Genomic DNA, 24220 nt, shown 5'->3' on the forward strand with positions numbered 1-24220 from the left:
CAAACTAAACAATTATATAATAACATATTTTTTTTTATATAAGTTCAGACTTTTAGTATTTTGAAATTATTGACTGAACTTTGGCGCCATTCACTTTTTTGAAATATGATTATATCCTTCTTTTCCTACGATAGAAAAGATCTGTTTTGCACAGTCCATCTGAAGTTACATACTATCAACTTTCGTTCCATTTAAGAAGCTTTAGCTTTCTTAAAGCATACAAATGTAGAAAGTATCAAAAACATTAAATTCTACGAAATATTGTTTTATTTTATTCTACAAATTTCATAGATATTTAACATTTTATTCACATTTTACTTTGATTTGTTTCAATATTTTTGATAGAGTTAATTGTAAAGTTTATTTTTAAAAAAATATTGTCATATTTTTCAAACTAAACAGTCAAAACGAACGAATACTTAACTACGGTTCGCTTAATTTTAAAGGTCTTGCTTATTAAGCTATTGTTAACTAATTGTAAATACAAAGTAAATTAATTATAGTATAATATATTTATCATGTTTATGATATGGAGGTTTTAAAATGAAGAAAGTAATTACTTACGGAACTTTTGATTTACTGCATATAGGTCATATAAATTTACTACGTCGCGCAAAGGAGTATGGGGACTACTTGGTGGTTGCCATTTCAGCAGATGAGTTTAATGCTCTAAAAGGAAAGAAAGCATACTACACTTTTGAACAAAGAAAGGCTATCTTAGAAGCCATTCGCTATGTAGATGAGGTTATCCCGGAGTATACGTGGGAACAAAAAATAGAAGATGTTAAAAAACACGATATTGATGTATTTGTTATGGGGGATGACTGGACAGGTAAATTTGACTTTTTAAAGGAGTACTGTGAAGTCATTTATTTACCAAGAACAGTCGGAATCTCAACAACTAAAATTAAAACTGATTTGAACATGGCGAAAAATGGCTAAAGAAATTATTATAAGCGTATACTTATTTGTTTTCCGTATACTCTTTAATTTCTTTAAGATATTTCCACTGAAAAGAAAGACTGTTGGTGTGGCTACTTTTGGAGATAATATTTTCTATACAATGGAAGCAATGACGAAATTATCCAATGAAGAAATGGTTATACTAAAAACGGCTTCATGTAAATATCGCTTTAACGGACTAAATACAACCGTCATTCCTTTTACTTTACGTCATCCAATTGCCTATATTCAATCGATCTATCATCTTGCAACAGCTACTACAATTTTAGTAGATACGTATTACGGTTTTTTGGCTGCTAGCAATTTTAGACAAGATGTGACATGTATTCAACTATGGCATGCAGGTGGAGCCATAAAGCAATTTGGCTTATTGGATCCTAGTAATAAGGTTAGATCCCAAAAAGCAATTAAACGTTTTAAACAAGTATACAGTAAATTTGATTATACTGTAGTAGGTTCCGAAATGATGGCTAAGACTTTTAAAGAAAGCTTTGGTCTGACTGATAACCGCATCCTTCGAACTGGAATACCGCGGTCTGATGTTTTATTTGATTATTCAATGAAGGAACATGTTTACAATGAAATGGTAGAAAAACATCCAAGCATTAAAGATAAGAAAATTATATTATACGCACCTACATTTCGCAGTAATCAACTGTCCAATTACCAATCGCAATTAAATATAGATAAATTGTATCGTGAACTTTCAGATGAATATGTTCTTTTTATAAAACCACATCCTGCAATAACCTATAAAATTAGTGAACAATATGAAGGCTTTGTATATGATGTATCGGATTTCTATGATACGAATCAGCTCTTGCTGATTGTAGATCTATTAATCACAGATTATTCTTCCATCCCATTTGAATTTGCATTGCTGCAAAAGCCAATGGTCTTTTTCGCGTATGATATGGAAGAATACAGAATTAAAAGTGGGCTAATTAGCGATTATGAACATCAAGTCCCTGGTCCCGTAGTATTTTCAACAGAAGCTATTATCTTGGCAATTAAAAACAATAAGTTCGATTATAAAAGAATTCAAGAATTTGCAAATACATGGAATGAATATTCAAAAGGAAATTCTAGTATTCACTTAGCAAAATACATTACACGTACAGAAGAAACAAAGAAAGAAAAAGTTATTATCTAGCACCTTCGTTAATCAGGGTGCTTTTTTAATGTTTAAAAAGATGAAAGGCAGTTACATGTATGTGCAATTTTTATCCCCGCTTTTATTTAAGTTCATTAATAGAATACCATATAACCCCCCCTTCTACTGTTAAGTTTTCGTAAAAAATGTAAATTATCTGTAAACTTTACTGAAATTCTTTCTAAAATATACTACTATTGTTTTGTTTAAACAAATAATATTCTTTAATAGATTATGTACGTATTAGTTAGAACAAGGGCACTACTCAAAACAGCAACCTCATGGATAAATGAAGAGTATTGCGGGTAATTCAGATACCCATGATCATTAGCAATAACGGCAAAAGAAGAAGCAAGAATTATTAATACCCGACTTCTTACTGTAGAACAGCAAATGATGCTCTTGTTATATGGTTTGAAAGCTGTATCATATTTTCGAATGGATAGCTCTATTAGGTGCAAAAGTAAATCATTTTAATTGAGTTATCTACTCATAGAAAGCAAAAGACAAATAAGATACAATAAGATTTAATAGCTTTAGCCACTTAAAAAACATTAAATGCACCTAAATACATACTATTAGAAGACAACAAGAAGCATGTGTTCAAATGCACTTTACTTATACCAAAAGTTTGAGGTAATAAAGGTTTTAGATTCTTATTGTATATTTAATACAGATCAATTATTACTGATTAAAAATTAAACGGAGATTACAAATCAAAATTATCTTAATTCGACTGCTTAGAAGTTAAACTAATAAGTGAATCTTCATTCATTAGGGGGGCTTTCTTTCTCCCCTACTGATAGGAGCATAATAAAGGCTAAGATCGTGACATCTTGTTACAAACGCTTTTACGATCAACATCCTTGGAAAACAGCAATGTATTGCTATCGTAGCTTTCCATGTCCTTGAAAAATCGCGACGTTCATTCAAGAAGCATTCCTTATCCTTTAAAAATCGTGAAGTATCGCTGCCGTGATTTTTTCTTGACCTGGCACCCGAACAAATCAGGCTTTTAGGTTCTGTTATCTCCCATTCAGACTTCTTTGTATTATCTACAACCTTTGATAACGGGGGTCTTGTTGCCTCTTAGATACGGGGATAAATAAATTACAATTAAACACAAGTTCAAAATCACTGCGTTTTAATATATGTATGGATGGCTTCATCATGCATAAGATAATATTTAGACTGAATTTGAGCCAACTTTTGCTTAAGCATAAAGGAGTTTAATAAATATGAAATTTGTAACCATTATGAATGTACCTTTTTTAAATACTAATCAACGATCTTTCGTTTTGTTATTGCAAGAACGTATTGAGAAAAAGCAAAAAACTTTTGTTATTACGGCTAATCCTGAAATTGTAATGAGAGCTAATAAAAGCAGGGAACTAATGCAACATATTCAACTGGCTACTTTTGTCGTTGCTGATGGAATAGGAATTGTTAAAGCGGCTAAAATATTAAAACAACCTCTACCAGAACGAGTTACAGGTTACGATACAATGATCCAATTACTAAAAATTGCCAACAAAAATTCGTATAAAATTTTTCTAATTGGTGCGAAACAGAAAACATTAAAAAAAGCAATTGAAAAGATAAATACGGATTATCCGAATATTAAAATAGTTGGTTCCCAAGATGGCTACTTTAATTGGGAGGACAATGATATATCCGAACGAATCATGCAATTACAGCCAGATATAACTTTTGTTGCATTAGGTTCTCCAAAACAGGAAAAATGGATTGCTAACAATATTTCTTATTTTAAACATGGAATTTTCATAGGAGTTGGCGGTTCTTTTGATGTAATCTCCGGAACAGTGAAGCGTGCACCTGTATTATTTCAAAAATTAAACTTAGAATGGCTTTATCGCCTAATTAAGCAACCTAGTCGATGGAAACGGATGCTTGTTCTACCGCAATTTGCTATTAAAATTTTTAAACAGAAACTAAAGGGGAAAACTTCATGAGTAAATCAGCCTTTGTAAAGAGCACAATTTTACTAACGATTGCTACATTCATTTCAAAGGCTCTAGGCAGTATTTTTCGAATACCTTTACAAAATATAGCTGGTGATACGGTATTAGGTATTTTTAGTCTTGTTTATCCAGTCTACATGGTTTCTCTTACCCTTTCTGTGGCAGGAATACCAATCGCAATTTCAAAACTAATTGCCGATGCAAGAGCAAAAAATAACTTTACATATATTAAAGAAATCTACATGACAGCAAGTATACTTGCTTTACTTTTTGGAATCAGCAGTTTTATCCTTATTTATATCTTTTCGACTCCGATTTCTAATGCATTAGGAGGTACTTCTATTAAGCCAGCTTTACTAGTCGTAACTGCAACGTTACTAATAGCACCGTACATGGCTGTTTATAGAGGATACTTCCAAGGATTTGGGGATATGAGGCCAACAGCAATTTCACAGGTTATTGAACAGTTGGTACGAGTAGGATTAATTCTTATTACAGCATTTTACTTCGTGCAAAAAGAGGCTTCGGATGAAACTATAGGTGGATGGATTATGACTGGTTCCGTTGCAGGTGCGTTTATTTCCCTTTTTTATTTAAAGATCAGATATAAACGTTTTAACTTAAACCATTCTTCTAATAGAAAATACACTCTTCTGTTATTTTCAAAATGGAGTAAAAAAATACTAAAGCTTTCCATTCCTATTGCTATTGGTGCTATAACGATGGCTTTAATAAATTTTATTGATTCGTTCACTATCCCCTATGGATTACGGAGTATAGGAGTAAGTGAAAAAAATATTAACTATTTATATGGAATTTATGGACGAGGCCTCTCAATCGTTCAAATAGCAACCGTCTTTTCAACATCCATTGTATTACCACTAATACCTTTATTAACAAAAAAGGTAGCACAAGGGGATCGGGACGGCGCTCAAAACATTATTGAGAAAACTCAACGAGTAACACATATTATTTCATGGCCAGCAGCATTGGGACTTTTTAGTTTGACACTCCCTATAAATATTGCTTTGTTTACGGACTTACAAGGAAGCTGGGTGTTAGCTATTATTGGTTTCAGCTCTGTATTTACTTCCTTAACTATTTTAAGTACAGGAATTTTGCAAGGAATGAACTTAGCTAAATTAGCAGCCACCATTATTATATTTGGTGTACTAATAAAATCCATAGCAAATATTTATTTCATTCAGCTTTTTGGCTTAACCGGTGCCGCTCTATCAACTTTAATTGTTTACTTATGCTTATTTTTAATAAACTCCTTTTTTATTTATAAAAATCAACCTTTTTCTTTCATGAAATTAACCGTAGTAAAAATAATCTGCTCTTCAATTATAATGGGACTGGTTATAGCATTACCATTTCTATATATAAATATAGAAAACTGGTCACGCCTGCAAGCTTTACTATATCTAATCTTTGCAATTTTAGCCGGGGCTGGATTATATACATTGCAATTACTTATATTCAAGGTCGTTGATAGTTCAATTATAAAAGAAACAATAAAATCCATCTTTAAAATGGCTCATAAACCAGCTGGAAAGGATAATAAAAATATGTTTAAACGTAAATGGATATGGATGATCTTAACTGTATTATTAGTAATCACTTTGCCAAAGACCATGGAGAGAATAAACGTAGAATCTGAAAATAATACATATGAAATAGTTGTCCCATATGAAGAAGTTGAGAAGCTGGCCATTGAAGATGAAAGATTAACAATCGACTCTATTCTTACTTCTTTAAAAAAAGCTGGTTTAAACTCCGTCAGCATAACGCCAATCTCATTAAATTGGATGGAGGATCAAAGTATAATTAACATTTTTAGTGAACAGGAGCTAGCTAGTGCATTACTGTTTAGCGAGCAAAAAGGCGCTATTAATGTAAAGCAACAAGGCTATTATATTACACCACCGCAAGACCCCTATTTTAAAAATTTAATCGAAAAACTTTTACAACCAGCTACAATTTCGATAAAAAATCAAAACTTCTACTTTTTAAAAAAAGAAGAAGATATTTTATCGCATAACTTTGCATATAATCAAAAAATCATTGATAAAGTACATGAATATGACTTAAATCCCATTTTTAGAATTGAAAATTCAACGAAACCATTAAACCAAATAGTAATAAATCAACTTATTAATGTAAAAAATAAATATAATGCTAACATTTTATTTTCGGGCCAAGAAGTTATCGGTTACCCGAATATTAATAACTTAAAAAAATGGACAAACCAATTATCTAAAGTAGGGTATCATTTTTATGCTATCGAATTTAGTCTTCAAAGAGGAATACAGACCGTTGCTCGCCAAACCAATTATGATATGATTAGGCTCCATAGTATTAATTTGAACAATAAAACAATGGAACAAAACATCGACCAAGCTGCAAGAGCAGTAAAAGAAAGAAAAATACGTTCTATTTTCTTTCGTTTTGAAGATGGTGATGCTATTGCGAGTATAGAAAGTGCTAAACATTTTATTAAAAATGTCCATACAAAATTATCGCCAAATTACCATAGTGGTTCTCCATCAACTTTTAAGGAAATAAATATACCAAAATGGACCCAAATTGTTATTTTAATTTCAGGTATCCTCTTCACTGGATTAGAAGTATCAACACTTAGAAGTAGAATGCTTGTTATTGCTGCTAGTATATTTATGACCTGTTTAGCTATTTTATATCTAGTTAGCCAAAAATTATTATTACTGCAAGGATTTGCACTAATCATAGGTATAGTAGCGCCAATTTTTAGTATATTGTCTACAATGACGTTGCAGAGAACTACCATACGCTATATATCGTTACAATATTTAAAAGCTCTCAGTATTACCTTTGTAGGGATATTAATTGTCATCGGATTATTAAATGGAAACGAATTTATTACGGGATTTGAAATATTTAGAGGGGTTAAATTAGTATATATAGTCCCGATTGTTTTCATAAGCGTATATTTGCTTTGGAGAGAAGGTTTGAAGCTTTTAAACCAATCTGTGAAATACTGGCATCTTGCCTTATTATCTCTAATTGGCATAGTTGGATTATATTATATTACTCGTACAGGTAATAATGCTGCAGTAAGCAGCATTGAGCTAATGGTTAGAAGCTCGTTAGAAGAATTATTATATGTCCGACCAAGAACGAAGGAATTTTTAATAGGTTTTCCACTTTATCTGCTAGCTATTTATGTAATTAACTTCAAAAGCCTATTAGGAAAGTTACTATTAATACCTGGTGTAATTGGATTTTTATCAATTATGAATACTTTTACGCATATTCATATTCCTTTGCATATTTCATTATTAAGGTCAGCTTATAGTATAATAATTGGTTATGTTATTGGGCTGCTATTTATATTCTTATATAAAAAATGTGCACCTGTAGTTGAAAAATGGATTAGCAAGAGGTGGGCATAATGCATATCGTACTTTCTGGATATTATGGGTTTGACAATGTTGGAGATGAAGCAATACTATTTTCGATTATTCAGGCATTAAGAAAATTACAGCCGGATATAGAACTCACTGTTTTATCGCATCATCCTAAAAAAACATCAGAAATTTATGATGTTAAGTCCGTTAGTCGTAATAACATAAATAAAATTATCCAAGCGCTTAAAAAGTCTGATGGATTAATTAGTGGTGGAGGGAGCTTATTACAAGACAAAACAGGGCACTTTACAATTCCTTATTATTTAGGAATTATAAAGCTAGCAAAACTTTTAAATAAACCTGTTTTTATTTACGCTCAGGGAATGGGACCAATAAATGGATTCTTAAGTGAGTTGCTAGTTAAAGCAACTCTAAATAAAGTTGACCAAATTACCGTTCGTGATGAAGCCTCCCAACATTTATTAAAGGATATCGGAATTAAACAGCCGGCAAAAATTGTACCTGATCCTGTTTTAGGGTTAAATCCGCATGATTATAAACATAATTGGCAACCAATCAATGAACTTAACCAAGAAGAATTTATTACTGTAAGTGTGCGTAATTGGCATACTAAATATCCATTTAACGAAAAGCTTGCTCATTGTCTAGATCTACTTGTTAAAGATGGTTATGGAATTGTTTTTGTACCGATGCATGGCAAACATGATAAAATAAAATCGCAGGAGATTGCTAAAATAATGCAAGAAAAAAGCTATATATCACCTGCTGACACGCCTTTACAATCTAAAATTTCACTGATTGGGGATTCTAAACTCTTAATTGGGCTACGTCTACATTCATTAATTTTCGCAGCAATAAACTATACTCCTTTTGTAGCAATATCTTATGATCCAAAAATAGATGCTTTTGCTTCGCTATGTGAGCAACCAATAGGTGGAAATGTAGAGTCAGATAACTGGAATGGTCAAACATTATATCAACAAGTAAAAAATATGCTATCCAATTATGAGCGAAACACTGACATACTTAAAGAAAAAGTCCAGATTTTACAACATCTGGCTCGTAAGACACCAGAGCTAGCATTAAGTGTTTTTTCAAAAAAGGCATATTAATAACGAAGGCTTTCTTAACCAGAGCGTATTAGAATACTGGCTTTTGTTTTTCAGCAAGAACAAAAGCCAAGTGCTCAGTTAGCAATGTACATGTACAAACTCAAGATCTTCTAACGGGATAAAGTGAAACTTCATAGGAGTGTTTTTCTCCTTGAATGTTAGTTAAACCAATCGGGGATTTAGGATCCGGTTTTCTCAGCTTGTTCGCAACATCATTCGCTCATCTTTGAATGGAAAAAAATACGAATCCTTACATCCGGGATAAAGTGAAACTTCATTTCTTGGAACGCTTTTCCCCAAGAAATGTTAGATGTACCAATCGGGGATTTAGGATCCGTTTTTCTCAGCTTGCTTGCAACATCATTCGCTCATTTTTGAATGGAGAAAAATACGGATCCTTACATCCGGGATAAAGGAAGAGACTTGGATAAAACTAAAACAGCTTATTAAAAGACGAACCATAAATCGTCCTTGTACTATAGGAAAGTATAAAATTTTATGGTTTATAGTATAAGCAAAACTACGGCTTTCGCTAAGGAATTGGCGATAGCCCAAGCTTTTCTAATCTATAAGTAAGTTTTTAGCGTAGCCAACATATGTAGACTCCTGAGGGAATAGTTCAAGCCTCAGCTTCTTCGGAAAGCGAAATATGTTGACGTAGCGAGGATAGGATTTTTTAACACATATAAACCGAACAATTATAAGTGAATTGTTCGGTTTTTGCTATTTAGTATTTGCTTATGTCCCAATCCCTTCCTTTGGATTCCAACCGAACTGAGGTTAACTTATCGAAGGAAAAAGTTCGAAGTTTGCTAGCTGCTGCCGCCTGCTAGACGAAACGGATTTAGATTTACAGACATGAACAAATTTTTACATAATTAGTGTTCCAAATTATTCACGTTATTTGGAATTTTCATCTCCTATTCTTTTAAAATATCCTTATTGAGAATATAGACCGTAAAACAGTCCGTATTTTTGTATTGCATGCCAACCAAACTCCTCTGATTAAAGACATAAATAAAATGCGAACAAAACTTGAAGCTTTGTTCGCATTTTATTTAATATCTCTTAACAAGATATTTTCTTTCTTAGCACGATTTAAACTCAAATGAAACGGATCCATTTTTCCAAAGATAGACCAATAGAATGGTATAAACTTATATACAAGCCTAACGGTTAACCAGCTAAGTAAGCTTACAAGCACGAAAGTAACCAATTGCCAACTGTGATAGATTATCGGAGCTCCCGAACTAATTAATCCTCTAAAAATCATTAGAAATAATGGGTGTACTAAATAGATTCCAAATGAAGTTGCACCAATCTCCATAAAAATTAATTTAGTTTTTAAACTAAATGTTTTATTTGCTATATGTGCTAAATAAAACAGTAACAATCCAGCAAATAACGCGTGAGTCGCCCAGGCGAACTCTCCAAGATAATTACTTACCATTGTTGGAATGTTATTTGAAACAGAAGAAAATATATTCGTGCGCACAGCATACATATAACTGGTATAGAGAATTAATAATCCACCGTATCCAGTACCTATCACTATTAAGATACGATCTCTGAAGGTAGATTTTCTTAATTTAAGTTTAATTTCATTATAATATATACCAAGATAAGCCCCAATAAAATAAAAAGAAAGGTAAGAAAGTGAAACAGAATTTTTCCATGGAATATGAAAATAACTTTTATTTAATATGACCCATGCCCATTGTAATAATAACCCAATCCAGATAGCATGCTTTCTTAGAAATAAAGATTTTTTAAACAGGATTAAAAACAGTGGAAATAACAAATAAAGTTGAACACTGATAAAGACAAAGTATAAGTGTGTATGCGCCTTTCCTAAAGCTAATAAAGTAAAAAACCTACTAACTGCATAGGAGATACTAGAATAATCATAATATACATACATTTTTACGATAAAATAGATGAAAGAAAAAATAAAATATGGAATTAAAATGAACTTCAGCCTCTTCATATAAAACCGCTTCATTAATCCCATACTCCATTTTCTAGGGTAATAATTGTAAAACAATACAAAACTGCTTAACATAATAAATGTTGGTGTTCCTAATTTACCAGCTATATTAAAAAAGTTATATATTGGAAATAGCACTGAATCTGTAGGAATATTTGTTACTCCGCTTGATGAGGCATGAACTACCACCACTGCTAAAATGGCAAATGCTCTAGCAAGCTGTATTTCATCTAATGATGGCCTTTTTACTGTATTCACAAATATCACCCAAACTAATATAATTTACATATACAGGATTGCCGACTGTAAAATAAAACTTTATGCAGTGTGCTTTATCTCCTGTTGATTAAAGTAGAACAAAAGCTAAAATTTCGGCATCCTTGAAAACCACGATGGCAATTCAAGTAGCTTTCCTTATCCTTGAAAAACCGCGGTGTATCGCTGTCGTAGCTTTCCTTGTCCTTGAAAAAGAAATACGCTTTTTCTGCGTGCGGTGTATCGCTGTCGTAGCTTTCCTTGTTCTGCCGCTCCAAACAAATTAGGTATTTACGTATCGTTACCTCCTACTTAGACTTTTGCGTATTCTCAATGACTCAGAAGTAGAATCATATGTCACCTTAAATTCAGGATAACTGTAGTTGAAAAGCAAAATTTTACTTAGATGCCATCATTCATTTCGATTTTATCTTAGCTCCCTCAAGCCAATTTAAAACCGGTCGATATTTTTCACTAATAATACCTGTTAATTCTACTAGTAACTCTACCATAATTAATACCAAAACTATTATAATGACTGATCCCCACATCGCTGATCGCGTCAAGATAATCCCTGCTAAACTAAAGAAACCGCTAATAGCATATAGTAAGATCACTGTTTGCCTATGTGTATATCCCATTTTTATGATACAGTGATGTAAATGGGATTTATCCGGTGAGGACAATGGTTTCTTATGAATAATTCTACGAATAATCGCAAATAACGTATCTAGTATTGGAATAGCTAAGATAATAATTGGCACCATTAATGAAAATATAGCTACATTTTTAAACAGACCAATAACTGCTATTACACTGATCATATATCCAAGAAACAAAGATCCAGTATCGCCCATAAAAATCTTTGCAGGATGAAAATTATATACTAGAAATCCCAAAGTGCTTCCTAATAACATTAAAGAAATTAAAGCTATAGGGAAATTCCCCATTGAAATTGCTAAACCAGATATCGTTAATAATGCAATAGAAGATACTCCTGCAGCTAATCCATCTAAACCATCAATAAGATTAATTGCATTTGTAATCGCAACAACCCAAAGTATAGTGAGAGGTATTGATGCTGCACCAAATTCTATTTTATCTCCAAAAGGCACCGTTATAAATTCTATGCTATATCCCCCAAAGACAGGGACCATCGCTGAAATAACTTGACCAATTAACTTGACTTTTGCGGAAAGCTGGAACAAGTCATCCATTATTCCCACAAATAAAATGATGGTTGATCCTACAACAATTGGCCAAAAAGGAGCCGTACTTGGAAGAAATAACAAAAAACCAATAAAAAAGCTAACATAAATAGATAATCCTCCAAGTCTAGGCATAAGCTTTTTATGAACTTTACGATGGTTTGGTTTATCAACAGCACCTAATTTAATAGCCAGTTTTTTTACAAGTGGTGTTAAAACAATTGCTGCAATAAAGCATATAATAATACTACTGTAGTTCACGGAGATCCTCCTACTTAGGCAATAGTTTATAACCTTCCCTTTTTAAAACAAAATGCGCAAAAGAACATCGAAGCACAATCTCTACTTTTAGAAAGCTGTTCAAAAAGTCCGGTAAAAATGACACATCCATTTTTTCATTGGCTTGTTTCTTGTTGCTCATGCTTCGTAACTAGATGCACTGCACCACTCAGAACTTTAACACACAGGACGTGTTGGTATGTCAGCGTTGTTACAGAAAAGGAAAGCTAGCATGATATATCGCGTTTTTTAGGAGTAAGACTTTGACAGCGATACATCACAGGAAGAAAAAGTGTTTTTTAAGGACATTGCGAATTAATCGATATTAAGCTTTTTAATCCTCTATTTTCACATACACTGTACTATATTTTGTTAAACAATTGCCCTGTTAATTTCAGTGGAATAAGCATATATTTTATATTTTTCCAATTCATCTGTGGTTATAAGTACGGATGGGTATTTTCTAAAGCGTTTCATTTGGTCAACGCTATTGACCGTCCAGGCTACAACTTGAATTCCTAATTTATCACATTTATGAATATATTTTTCTTTTAAACCATCATACTTAACAGCAATATAAGTTGCATGAAGCTTTTCTATTAATCTAAAATGGGACCGTTTTAACTTATTTACGAGTGGACCTATTTTTATATCGCTAGAAATTTTTCTTAATTTTGCTAATGATTGATGGTCAAATGATATAACATAAACTTGATCTAACATATCAAGCTTCTTTATAATTGCAAAAACTTTTTCTTCCATACAATTATATAATTTCGTATTTTTCATTTCTATAGAAACAATCACTTTATTTTTAGCTAATCGAAGTACTTCCTCTAGAGTGGGGATCCTCTCAAACTCTCCTACTGTAAATTGTAATAGTTCTGATAGCGTATAATGACGTATTTCTCCACTCCCATTAGTCATTCTATCGATCTTATGGTCATGCATAACAACAGGAATACCATCTTTACTTAAATGCACATCTAATTCAATATGCGTAAAGCCTAGTTCAATAGCGGCTTGAAAAGAAGACAATGTATTTTCTGGATACTTAACTGGATAGCCTCTATGACCAATTCCTCTAATATGCAAATGAATTCTCCTTCCTAGATTTGAGAATAAAATTTATGTCATTTGTTTATTTCATTATAAACTTAGACTATTAAAATCATATTAGAAAAAAGTAAATTATTTGTAAATTTTAACTTCCTTTTAGGCTAAAGGTATTACTAAATCATAACAGGAAAATCAAGAAACCATATTAGAGGCCACTTTTAGAATAAACTCTTAGCCAACAAAATAAGATCCTTATAGGGAAGCTTTACCTAATATAAGTAATCCATCTCATGAAATTTGATAATTCGATTTGCTATTCGTAACAGCACTCATTAATTTCTTTACAATAGTTACTGCTACACAGCCATTTAATACACACATCATTGGAATTATAAAAAATCCATAACGTGGGATCGTTAAAAACAAATTAGATAATGCAATATACATGATAATCATTCCAGAAATTGCGACTATTCTTTTATTGCGAATAAACATAGAAATAAATAATGATACAAAGGCTGTATTAACAATAATAGTATGCACAATTTTAAAATATAAAGTAATATTAGATGCCGGATAAAAGTAAATGGCATCCGGCAGCTTAAACAATTCATAAGTCTTCCCTACAGTAAACCAAGCGAACCATAATCCAAAGTTAGTTTGGAAACCTTCTTTGATTTTCATCAAAGCATATTCTTTACTGTCCAACCCTAATTTCTCTTGTTCCTTAAAATAATCAGAGAAATCATACATATTAAATGGATTACTACCGGCAAACCAACTATTGCCAGAATGAGTAGAAAAAAGGATGAATTCATGGAAAAGAATAAAGTTTCTAATAACCCAAGGGCCAATTACAATAAAAGCTCCTAAAGCCCAAATTCCACTCGTAATTAACCATTGCTTTAGATTGGACCGATACTTCATAGATATTATTAAAAATCCAATCAAAACTAAAGGTGCAATAACTGGTCTAATCATAACACTGTAACAGAAAATAACTGCAAACAAAAAATGGAGATATTTTTTGTCTGTTTTGATTGCTAGAATAAATATATAAGTTGCTAAACAAAAAAAGAAAATCGCTGGTATTTCGGTTAAAGCGGTTCGAAAAAAATGAAGCGGTGTAAAATAAGTTGCATACAGTCCGCTTGCAATAACTCCTGCCCAACGGCTTTTAACGACGTTTTTTGCAATTAAATAAACTAACCATATTGTCCCTACGCTTAATAATAAATTAAATACCTTTACTATTGTCATCTGTTCCATATTCAATAAATTTGCAATTTGAAATAAGGCAACAAGTAACATCGGAAAACCGGGTGTTACAAACGCATTACTTTTTAAATCTGTATTGTAGCCATATATACCATCTTCAATGATTTGGTTTGCCATTTTAGTATATAAATAAGCATCTCTGCTGCCATATTTCCAAGTATGCTCCTTAAGTTTAGCTACCTCTTCACTTATTTCTCCATTTTCTAATTGTTCTTCAATTTCCTCTTTTGATGGTTTTATGAAATTACTTCCTGGATGCTCTATCAAATAATAAATATGTAATAAAGTTGATCCAATTAAAATGGTTACAAGTATATATAAGGTTAATTTTTTTTGTATGTGATTAAATTTATCTTGCAATTAAATACACCCCGAATACGATTACTACTGCTCCAACCCATTGGATTGGCGTCACAACCTCTTTAAATATAAAAAAACCAATAAAAACACCTAGTACATATGCTAAACTCTGAAATGGGTAGGCAATGCTAAATGGCATTCTTGAAAGTATATAGAGCCATAGACCTGTTGCAAATACATAAATAATGCCCCCACCAATAATATACGGAGATTTTATAATTGAAATAATATTTCCCAACCCCATTATTCCAATTTTCGATACTCCGACTTTCCATAACATTTGCCCGCTTACTAATAATATAATATTTATAATTAACAATAAGTAATTCATGTTTGTTTATTCCTCTGATTAGAAACTTGTTTTTGATACTCTTCTTTAAGTAACGCAAATTCTTGAGTCAAAACAAATACTTTATTGTTCAATTTCGATATTCGCTTTGTTAAATCGAATATCATCACAATAATACTTAGTAATCCAAACAAAAACAGTAAACTTGGAGCGTATACTATATTTAATAAATCAGCTAAAAATTCTAACAAGCCTCTAGATAAACTTAATATTCCTAACAGAACACAGGTAAAGATCCAAATTATGGAGTCCCTCGTTTCTAAGATCCCTCTACGAACCGATTCTATTACTAAAATAAAGAGAGCGCATACGATAATAAAACTAAAAAACGTAATATCCATAGAACAACTTACTCCTTAACAATTGATTGCATCAATATGGATAGTGTTACTTTCCCCATATAGTAAACACTTTTCCAAAATGTTATTGAAGACTCTCCACCTTGCCGAGCTGCCATATTTGCGGTTACTTCTCTAATTCGCATGTTTTTTCTGTTCAGATGCATAAGAACCTCAGGCTCAGGATAGTCTTTAGGATAATCATGTGCAAATAAACAAATTACTCGTCTGTTTATAGCACGATAACCTGAAGTTGGATCTGTATAACTTTTGTTAGTCAGTAATTTTAAAATTAAATAAAAATAGTAAATCCCTATTCTTCTTGTCTTACTTCCGCTATAGCTCGTCTTTTGTAAAAATCTTGAACCAACAACCATATCTTCTTCATTCTTTATGATTGGCTTAATTAACTCTAGAAAATCATTGGTATTGTGCTGACCATCTGCATCAAACTGAACTGCAATCTCATATCCATGGTTATAAGCATATTTATATCCTGTTTGAACTGCTCCGCCTATCCCCAGATTCATTGGAAGATTTAACAGTACAACATCAAAACTTGCTACAATGTCTGCAGTTTTGTCAGTGGATCCATCATTTACGACACATATTTCCAAGCTTTTTATGTTACTTTTTAATTTCATTAGACTGTTCAATGTAGAAGCAATACTCGCTTCTTCATTGTAAGCTGGAACGATAATCAATGTTTTTGGTACTTTTATAACCATCTTCCCACCCCTCTCTTAGAAAGACTTTGCTTATTACCAAGTCTTTATGGCGAAAGCTATCGTTTTTCTTATACGATAAAGTGAAACTTTATTCAGTAAGAGTTTTCTTCCCTCTCCTACTGAATATTAGTACTATAAGGGTATGACCTAAAGGCCCTTGAACCAATCGGGCATTTAGGTGCCGTTTTCTCCCACTTTGACCCTTTGTATCAACTAAAGGCTCTTGAAGCAGAGTCTTACGGCACCTTACATGCGGGATAAAGTGAAACTTCATTCCGTGAAATGCTTTTTACACGGAATGTTAGTACCACAAGGGTATGACCTAAAGGCCCTTGAACCAACGGGCATTTAGGTGCCGTTTTCTCCCATTTAGACTCTTTTGTATCAAATTTAGGACTTGAAGTGGGAAACTTACGGCACCTTACATGCGGGATAAAGCCTAAGGTTTTATACTTTCCTATAGTACAAGATTAAATTGTGCCTTCTTAATTATTATTCACTTGTTTTAATCGCTATATTCATTTTCAATTGCACCAAAAAAGAGGGTATCCTAAAAACATACTTCACCCTACTATGACTGGGGGACTTCAAAATTATTTTTGATATACTTATTAGTGTAAACATTGTATATTAATTAAATATTAGCCAAAGGTAAATTTTTTGTAAATTTTAACAAATATTAATTTAAAAATATTTTTATACCGGTTATTAAACGGTAAATATTTAGCAGGATATCATAAGTTCTACGACATCCTACTAATTATTTAAACTTTCTTATTTAAAGCTAGTGCTTGTAAGTCATCCGGCTCTCTTTTCTTGTCAACTGCATTTCTTACTATTTAACCCCCGTATTTATCCACCTCCTCCCTCATATTTATCTTTCATATATTGCAAATATTTTTTCGATGTTCCTTTTGGAATGCTTAAACTCTTCCATTTATCTCCTTTTAGCTGTTTTCCGATATATACAATTTGACCAACATGACCAGAATAGTGGTCAAGCTGCCTCTCAATTGCATCTATTACTAATAGTGGTTCTGCTCGAATCATGACATGCTTTTCTAAATCTTTTTCAGTTAGTTCACATAATGCTGTAAATAATACACCCCATCCCTCCGTCCATCTGGAAAGCATATTTCCATGCAAATGTTTCACAATAACGGCAATGTTATTTGAACATTCATTTGGTGCCCAGTTAATATCCTCTTCTGACAACTGTTCAAGGTTTTATCTCCTTGTTCTTTTACATGTTTAAATCGCTTCATAATTATCTGTAAATATTCTTTACCTATTCCCATAGCAAGCTCCTTACCCTAAATGATGGTTTTTAATCTCATTTTAACCACTCTCTATTTAGCCTATTCTACCTTTATATATGCTCAATACCTCTTGGCTCATTTTCAATTGTTTTTTACAATCCCCTACGCTCTACCTTATAATCCAGAATTTTTACTATAAAATGCCATGTGAGCAGCAAGTTTAGAAACTGTTCGTCTTAAGGCATACAAAAGGCGATCATACATCTCGGTTTTGATCTAGTACTGTTTCTTTTTACATAGTCTTAAACTTAGAAAACTTTTAAATAATTGGAAGCAACTTTTATCCATCTTCGTAGCACACTTTTGAACCCTTCCTTGTACGCCTACAATCATCTGTTAAAAAACGAAATTAAATATAAATAAGCACCTCAAAAGTCTAATTTCATTCTAACGTTTGAGGTGCATAAAATACTGAATTTTCTTTATTTAAGCAAAAATTTCCCAAAACCACCCAAATAATAATGCTAATTTAGTAAAAATATAGCCGAACAAGCTGCCTTCTCCGCTATCCTTATTCTTATCTTCATTTTTATCCACTAATTTAGTAACTGTATAGGTTGCAATTGTTTCATGTCCAGCTAAATCGACTGCTTTAAATTCAAATTTATTTTTTCCTTCTGTTAGATCGAGCTCTACCTCAATTTCTTCATGAAAACGATTTTTCCCATATGGTTGAGATAGGTCATGTCTATATACATGATCACCATCGACAAATAAATGGATGGCATCAAAATTATCTCTGACTTTTGCTTTCACTGTGATCGTATTTGCTTTCGTTTTCTTTTTTCCTTTTACACTTAACTTAGCAGGTTGGCTATCAACGAAATAGCGGCGGCCAATTTCCGTCTCATTGTCACGTTTATCAATTGCCTTTATTTTGGCAAAATGATAGTCGTCTTTTTTATGTGTTACCGGTAAGGAAAAATTATAGCGGTTTTTCTCTTTATTAAAAGTTAATTCTGCCTTCTCACCATTAATGGTTACTTCCTTTACTTCCGATTCATCTGTTACATAGCCTGAGAATACAACTTCCTTACTATCGCTTACACTCAATGATTCTGGAGATTGTAAACGAAGATCAGGTACGGTTGTATCTGGCTTCACCATTTCCGCTTCTGCTTCTACTTTATTTCCGGCATAATCGGTAGCAACAACCGTAATAGTTGATTCTGGGTCCATATTTGGTAAGGAGTGTTCTGTCTCACCATTTACATAAGGCTCCTTTAATACCGATTCACCATCTATCAATACATCCCAGGAAGCAACACCACTTCCAACTTCTGTGTCTTCCACATGAACCGTAAGCAACTCTTTATCAAAGCTATAGGAAGCTTCAAGCTTTGGAGGCGTCTTATCTAAAATAACTGGCAGCTTTAGAGCCTGCCATTTTGCTCCTTCATAATCAATGATCCCTTCTGCTTGTAAATAGTATTTACCTTCCGGCGCAGGCTTACCTTTGATTTTACCATCCCATGCCCTTGCACTTGAAATAGAATAAGAGGTTCCAATACCAGAATCATAGAAATCTTTCCTAATATTAGACTCCAAGCGAATTGTACGTATTTTTTCCCCTTTTTCATTTAAGACAGTAAATCTTGCATCTTTGGCATTTCTTAAAAATGATAATATCATTAATGCATCATCTTGAACGCCATCATCATTTGGGGAGAATGCAATTTTTTCCGGGTTCATTTTACCAGTTACCAAGTCCTTGCCTAAAAAGTCATATTGTATCTCACCATCCGCGTCTTTTCCAGCCGATGTAATAACACCTGTCATACCATAAAAAGAGTCATCCTCCCACATAGGCTGGTCAAAAATTGGTGCACGATTCCAATCACCTTTAAAGCCTGCATAAGGAACTGTTAATTTCGGATGTGTGTCTGTCGGATCTGTCAATGTGACGAAACCTTCCAGCCAGTAACCATTTGTAAACTGTTTTATTAATGAATCGTCTACAGAGCTTACATCAATCGTTACGGTAAAGGTTACCGCCTCGTTTGTCGGCACTTCGATAGAAGCTTTGTCCTTACCATTAATTTTAACAATGTCACCTAGATCATTTGTTGCTAAAACGTTTGGAGCCGTTACAATCTTGTCATTGCTAATTGCTGTTGTATCTGTTTGAGCATTGGCTTCCACTTCATATTGGATCGGTTCATCACTAAAGTTTTCTGCTGTTAATTCAAAGGAAACTCGATCAGCAGAAACTTCTTTTAACGCTACTTTCGCTTCTTTCGTTTTTGCTTCTGTTACCATTACTGGAGTAGCCAGTGCCGCATGTAATTGCATCAAACCAGAACCCTGACGGCGAGGAGAAACAAGCTCATCTTCAAATGTCACTTGTTTAGATGTATTCATTAATAAATTTTTAGCTAGCTTGATCCGATCAGCTTGTTCATAACCGAATTCCTTATCCACACGTTGTAAAACTAATGCTCCACCTCCCGCAACATGTGGGGCTGCCATGGAAGTTCCGCTCATCAATCCATATTGATTATCGTTTAAAGTGGAATAAATTTGTCCACCAGGAGCAGTAATTTCCGGTTTAAAGTCAAGATTCGGTGTTAAACCCCAAGAAGAAAAAGCACTCATTTTACCTGCATCAGGATTGTCCATCGTTCCCGATTCTCCAAAAAAGGCAATGGATACAGATTGATCCTTCCTAATTGCCTCAACTAATTTATCTCCATCGCTTTTTAACATGAACAAATGAGGAATTGTAATTTCTGAATCTGTCGCCATACTGACGACACCATCTGTATTATTATAAATAATAACCCCGGCAGCGCCTGCAGCTTGTGCATTTAACGCTTTATCTGTAAACGTAATTTCTCCACGCTGAATCAATGCATATTTCCCTTCCACATCTATTCCTTTAAAATCTTCTGGAAGCCCTAGCCCAGCATCAAAGACAGTAAATTCACTACCATCTGTTGGTGGACTTGTATTACCTGCTGAGAGGAATGCAGCAGTGTCTTCCTCGCCGTCAATTTTATGCGTTAATTCATCTACTTCCATAAATGTATTTTCAAAAGAAGCAACTTGCAATGATTCTGTAGCAACACCTGGAGAACCGACTAGCCCATAATCTGGGTTAGTAGCAAATGGGAAAGAAAATCCATCTCCAAATAAGGCTGAGTTGCCACCGGATATGGACATTAACACTCCATTCTCAACAGCGCGTGAGACTGCTTGTTGCTCTGGTGAATCTTTACTCACATAGCCTGCAGGTGAACCTAGACTTAAGTTTAGAGCATCTACCCCTAATTTAATCGCATCATCAATCGCTTTTATATAAACATCTCCAAATGTTGATTGCATCTGAGGATCATTTCCAAATACCTTTAAAGCAAGTAATTGAGCTTCTGGTGCGATTCCAAGTATTCCTTTATTCTCCTCATCTCCGTTCGCCCCTACTGTACCCGCTACATGCATTCCATGGTAACTTGCTTTGGAATGAATCTCTCTTATCTCCTCATTTTTATCCATATAATTATAGCCATAAGGTACTTTATCTGAATAAAACTTACCTGGAAGTGACTCTTCTTTAATGACTGATTGAACTACTTCTTTAGTTAATGCAGCAGTTTTTGTATCCGATATTTTCATATCCTGGTGATTCGGATCAATACCTGTATCAATAATACCAATTAGCATCCCTTCACCTTTGAACTGGTATTCTCGCCAAGCCGTTTGGGCCTCTACTAGTTCTTTACTATATTTCATTTCTGGTTTGGCAATTGGGCGCTCGTATTCATTTACGATATGCACTTTTTTTACACTGCGAATTTCCTGAATTTTTCCAATGTCTTTCTCCTTTACCTCTGCACTAAAACCATTTACGACAGTGGTAAATTCCTGCAGATATTTTGCTGTTACTTTTTTTTGCTTGATCTCATCTTTAATCGACTTTTGCTTCGTCTTTACAGCTTTATCCAGCTTCTTTTTTTCCTTTTCCGGCATGCTATTAAATGTTATACCTTTCTTTGTTGCTATTTCAATCGTAGGTTGATCTTCTAGCTCCACAATAACACGAACTTCTTGATCAGAATTCTCTGTTTCCATTAACTTATCTGATAACAAATCTGACTTTTTTGCTGGTTGAGGTAATTGTTTCATTGCTTGCACCGTAGAAAAATTACTAAATATGAGCAAAAAGACAAATAAAACAATAAAAGAACGTTTTCGTGTCGAATGAGACTTCATACATGTTCCCCCTTTATTTTTATTAATCATTTACCGTTTGCTACATTTGCCTCCTTCCTTTAGACATAATATTCTGATAGATTTAATAATAGTAAAATTTGGATTATTAAAGAAGTGCTAATAGTCCCGTATACAAATGAAGTCTGTGTATTAATCGACAAATAACTACAAGAAAAATATATTTAAAAAGAATTTTTATGGTTATTTCTAGAGCGATAATTTGAAGTTATCTAGCAATTGTTTTTTAGCAGAGATACGTTTATAAATAGATTGTGGAACAGATGATAAGGGGAATTATACGTATTTATGATATATAGAAGCTTTTGCTTAATTAGCGTCGCATGTATAACCATGTTTTGAACAAAATTATATTCTTCCCTTTTTCCTCCATTCTTTTAGTTATCATGTTTAAGAAGATAGCTTATTGAAAATCTCTAATATATGAAATAACTTTTTGATATTTCGACAAAACCATAGGTAATATAGATTATTTTTTCGTCAAATTATGCACATTTATAATAGGTAATGGTATCTCGAATCAAGGTTTATAAATAAGAAGCAGATTATGTAAATGAGAGAAATACGAAAATCTTAACTGGTGGATAAAGGAAGTACATTGATGATGAAGCCGATGTTGACTTATCGTACAGTTTGGGCTGGCAGCACGAGCGCGAAAGCTGGTCACAAAAGCGCAAGTGCTAGGTTAGTGACGAACAAATTGATATGGTTTTCTTTCCAATAAAAAAGCTCCTTCAGACTATCTGAAGAGAGCTTATTTTACTTAAAACCATTGCGTATGGAAGACGCCTTCTTTATCCTTTCGTTGATACGTATGTGCGCCAAAGTAATCACGTTGTGCTTGAACTAAATTCGCAGGTAATTCAGCAGAACGGTAGCTGTCATAATAAGCAATGGCGCTTGAAAATGCTGGTACAGCAATACCATGCTTAATGGCAACAGCAACAACTTCACGCAGTGCTCCTTGATAAGTCTCAACAATTTCTTTGAAGTAAGGATCAAGCAGTAAATTAGCTAATTCAGGATTGCGATCATACGCATCTTTAATTTTTTGTAGGAACTGAGCACGGATAATACAGCCACCACGCCAAATCATGGCAATTTCGCCATAATTTAAGTTCCAATTAAATTCTTCTGATTGTGCACGCATTTGCGCAAAACCTTGGGCATACGAACAGATTTTACTCATATATAATGCTTTACGAACTGCTTGAATTAATGCTTGTTTATCTCCTGTAAATGCTGTAGACTCTGGCCCTTTTAATTGTTTACTTGCTAATACACGTTCTTCTTTCATTGCTGAAATAAAGCGTGCAAATACCGACTCCGTAATCAGTGGTAACGGAACCCCTAAGTCTAATGCGTTTTTGCTCGTCCATTTTCCAGTACCTTTTTGACCTGCAGTATCTAAAATAACTTCAACTAATGGTTGATTCGTTTCTTCGTCTTTTTTCGTAAAAATATCTGCTGTAATTTCAATAAGATAGCTATCGAGCTCACCTTTATTCCATTCTGCAAACACCTCATGAAGCTCGTCTGCATTTAAACCAAGTACATGCTTTAAAATAAAGTATGCTTCTGAAATAAGTTGCATATCTCCATATTCAATACCATTATGAACCATTTTCACATAATGACCTGCACCATCCGGTCCGATATACGTTGTACATGCCTCACCCTCTACCTTAGCTGCGATAGCTTCGAAAATTGGAGCAACGAGTGTATGAGCTTCTTTTTGGCCTCCAGGCATGATGGATGGTCCTTTTAACGCACCCTCTTCTCCACCGGATACACCAGTACCGATAAAATGAATACCAGCTTTCTCAAGATCTTTATTTCTACGAATCGTATCTTCAAATAATGTATTTCCACCATCAATTAAAATATCGCCTTTTTCTAAATACGGGCGGAGTGCTTCAATGGTTGCGTCGGTAGCTGCCCCTGCTTTTACCATCAAAAGAATTTTACGTGGTTTTTCCAGTAACTGAACAAATTCTTCAAGGGAAAAAGCACCTTTAAAATTTTTATCCTTTGCTTCATTTTTTAAAAAAGCTTCGGTTTTATCACTGGATCGATTATAAACAGCGACGGAATAGCCGCGACTTTCAATATTTAATGCAAGGTTCTTTCCCATAACTGCTAAGCCAATTACACCAATTTGTTGTTTACCCATGTTTGTATATCATTCCTTTCCAACTTTAAACTGTATATAC

14 protein-coding genes and 1 pseudogene are annotated in these 24220 nt (G+C 33.4%); 5 read left to right on the forward strand and 10 right to left on the reverse strand.

Features of this window, described 5'->3' with window-relative positions; all coding sequences use genetic code 11:
• Window positions 1-543 precede the first annotated feature (543 nt).
• The 5 genes from tagD (at window position 544) to csaB (ending at window position 8620) form a co-directional block, all read left to right on the forward strand.
• The gene (tagD, locus tag BN1066_RS05480) at window positions 544-942 is read left to right on the forward strand and encodes a glycerol-3-phosphate cytidylyltransferase (protein WP_077318448.1); all 399 of its coding nucleotides are present in this window, start codon (window positions 544-546) and stop codon (window positions 940-942) included.
• Between the two features lie 88 nt (window positions 943-1030).
• Window positions 1031-2116: a CDP-glycerol glycerophosphotransferase family protein gene (locus BN1066_RS05485; protein WP_245799708.1), complete on the forward strand. Its 1086-nt coding sequence runs from the start codon at window positions 1031-1033 to the stop codon at window positions 2114-2116.
• Window positions 2117-3354: 1238 nt separating this feature from the next.
• Window positions 3355-4089 (forward strand): WecB/TagA/CpsF family glycosyltransferase, encoded by a 735-nt coding sequence (locus BN1066_RS05490; protein ID WP_077318450.1) that lies wholly within the window; start codon window positions 3355-3357, stop codon window positions 4087-4089.
• Window positions 4086-7532, forward strand: coding sequence for a DUF5693 family protein (locus BN1066_RS05495; protein WP_077318451.1), 3447 nt, complete (start codon window positions 4086-4088; stop codon window positions 7530-7532). Before BN1066_RS05490 ends, BN1066_RS05495 begins: the two co-directional genes overlap by 4 nt.
• Window positions 7532-8620, forward strand: coding sequence for a polysaccharide pyruvyl transferase CsaB (gene csaB, locus BN1066_RS05500; RefSeq protein WP_077318452.1), 1089 nt, complete (start codon window positions 7532-7534; stop codon window positions 8618-8620). Before BN1066_RS05495 ends, csaB begins: the two co-directional genes overlap by 1 nt.
• Window positions 8621-9674: 1054 nt before the next feature.
• On the opposite strand, the gene BN1066_RS05505 is transcribed toward csaB, so the two are convergent.
• From BN1066_RS05505 to gndA, 10 genes and pseudogenes are all read right to left on the reverse strand, one after another.
• A complete protein-coding gene (locus BN1066_RS05505; RefSeq protein ID WP_179104295.1) occupies window positions 9675-10865 on the reverse strand; it encodes an acyltransferase in 1191 nt (396 codons plus the stop codon).
• A gap of 413 nt (window positions 10866-11278) precedes the next feature.
• Complete coding sequence (locus BN1066_RS05510) at window positions 11279-12331, reverse strand: glycosyltransferase family 4 protein (protein WP_077318454.1); 1053 nt, start codon at window positions 12329-12331, stop codon at window positions 11279-11281.
• Between the two features lie 390 nt (window positions 12332-12721).
• The gene (locus BN1066_RS05515) at window positions 12722-13444 is read right to left on the reverse strand and encodes a glycerophosphodiester phosphodiesterase (RefSeq protein ID WP_077318455.1); all 723 of its coding nucleotides are present in this window, start codon (window positions 13442-13444) and stop codon (window positions 12722-12724) included.
• 252 nt (window positions 13445-13696) lie between these two features.
• Entirely contained in the window at window positions 13697-15046 is a 1350-nt protein-coding gene (locus tag BN1066_RS05520) for an ArnT family glycosyltransferase (protein WP_077318456.1), read from the reverse strand.
• Window positions 15036-15377, reverse strand: coding sequence for an EamA family transporter (locus BN1066_RS05525; RefSeq protein WP_077318457.1), 342 nt, complete (start codon window positions 15375-15377; stop codon window positions 15036-15038). The genes BN1066_RS05520 and BN1066_RS05525 overlap by 11 nt, the downstream gene beginning before the upstream one ends.
• Window positions 15374-15736: a DUF2304 domain-containing protein gene (locus BN1066_RS05530; RefSeq protein WP_077318458.1), complete on the reverse strand. Its 363-nt coding sequence runs from the start codon at window positions 15734-15736 to the stop codon at window positions 15374-15376. Before BN1066_RS05530 ends, BN1066_RS05525 begins: the two co-directional genes overlap by 4 nt.
• Before the next feature lie 8 nt (window positions 15737-15744).
• Complete coding sequence (locus BN1066_RS05535; protein ID WP_077318459.1) at window positions 15745-16461, reverse strand: glycosyltransferase family 2 protein; 717 nt, start codon at window positions 16459-16461, stop codon at window positions 15745-15747.
• A gap of 852 nt (window positions 16462-17313) precedes the next feature.
• A pseudogene (locus tag BN1066_RS05540) lies at window positions 17314-17759 on the reverse strand (DUF1572 family protein).
• 447 nt (window positions 17760-18206) lie between these two features.
• Complete coding sequence (locus BN1066_RS21000; RefSeq protein WP_077318460.1) at window positions 18207-21989, reverse strand: S8 family serine peptidase; 3783 nt, start codon at window positions 21987-21989, stop codon at window positions 18207-18209.
• 781 nt (window positions 21990-22770) lie between these two features.
• The gene (gene gndA, locus BN1066_RS05550; protein ID WP_077318461.1) at window positions 22771-24180 is read right to left on the reverse strand and encodes an NADP-dependent phosphogluconate dehydrogenase; all 1410 of its coding nucleotides are present in this window, start codon (window positions 24178-24180) and stop codon (window positions 22771-22773) included.
• Window positions 24181-24220: the final 40 nt, after the last annotated feature.

Source organism: Virgibacillus proomii (assembly GCF_900162615.1).
Lineage (GTDB): Bacteria > Bacillota > Bacilli > Bacillales > Amphibacillaceae > Virgibacillus > Virgibacillus proomii.

Bases quoted from the DNA above. Each gene is read 5' to 3' on its own strand.
- tagD (WP_077318448.1), top strand. From the start codon at position 544: ATGAAGAAAGTAATTACTTACGGAACTTTTGATTTACTGCATATAGGT.
- BN1066_RS05490 (WP_077318450.1), top strand. From the start codon at position 3,355: ATGAAATTTGTAACCATTATGAATGTACCTTTTTTAAATACTAATCAA.
- BN1066_RS05495 (WP_077318451.1), top strand. From the start codon at position 4,086: ATGAGTAAATCAGCCTTTGTAAAGAGCACAATTTTACTAACGATTGCT.
- csaB (WP_077318452.1), top strand. From the start codon at position 7,532: ATGCATATCGTACTTTCTGGATATTATGGGTTTGACAATGTTGGAGAT.
- BN1066_RS05525 (WP_077318457.1), bottom strand. From the start codon at position 15,377: ATGAATTACTTATTGTTAATTATAAATATTATATTATTAGTAAGCGGG.
- BN1066_RS05530 (WP_077318458.1), bottom strand. From the start codon at position 15,736: ATGGATATTACGTTTTTTAGTTTTATTATCGTATGCGCTCTCTTTATT.
- BN1066_RS05535 (WP_077318459.1), bottom strand. From the start codon at position 16,461: ATGGTTATAAAAGTACCAAAAACATTGATTATCGTTCCAGCTTACAAT.
- BN1066_RS21000 (WP_077318460.1), bottom strand. From the start codon at position 21,989: ATGAAGTCTCATTCGACACGAAAACGTTCTTTTATTGTTTTATTTGTC.
- gndA (WP_077318461.1), bottom strand. From the start codon at position 24,180: ATGGGTAAACAACAAATTGGTGTAATTGGCTTAGCAGTTATGGGAAAG.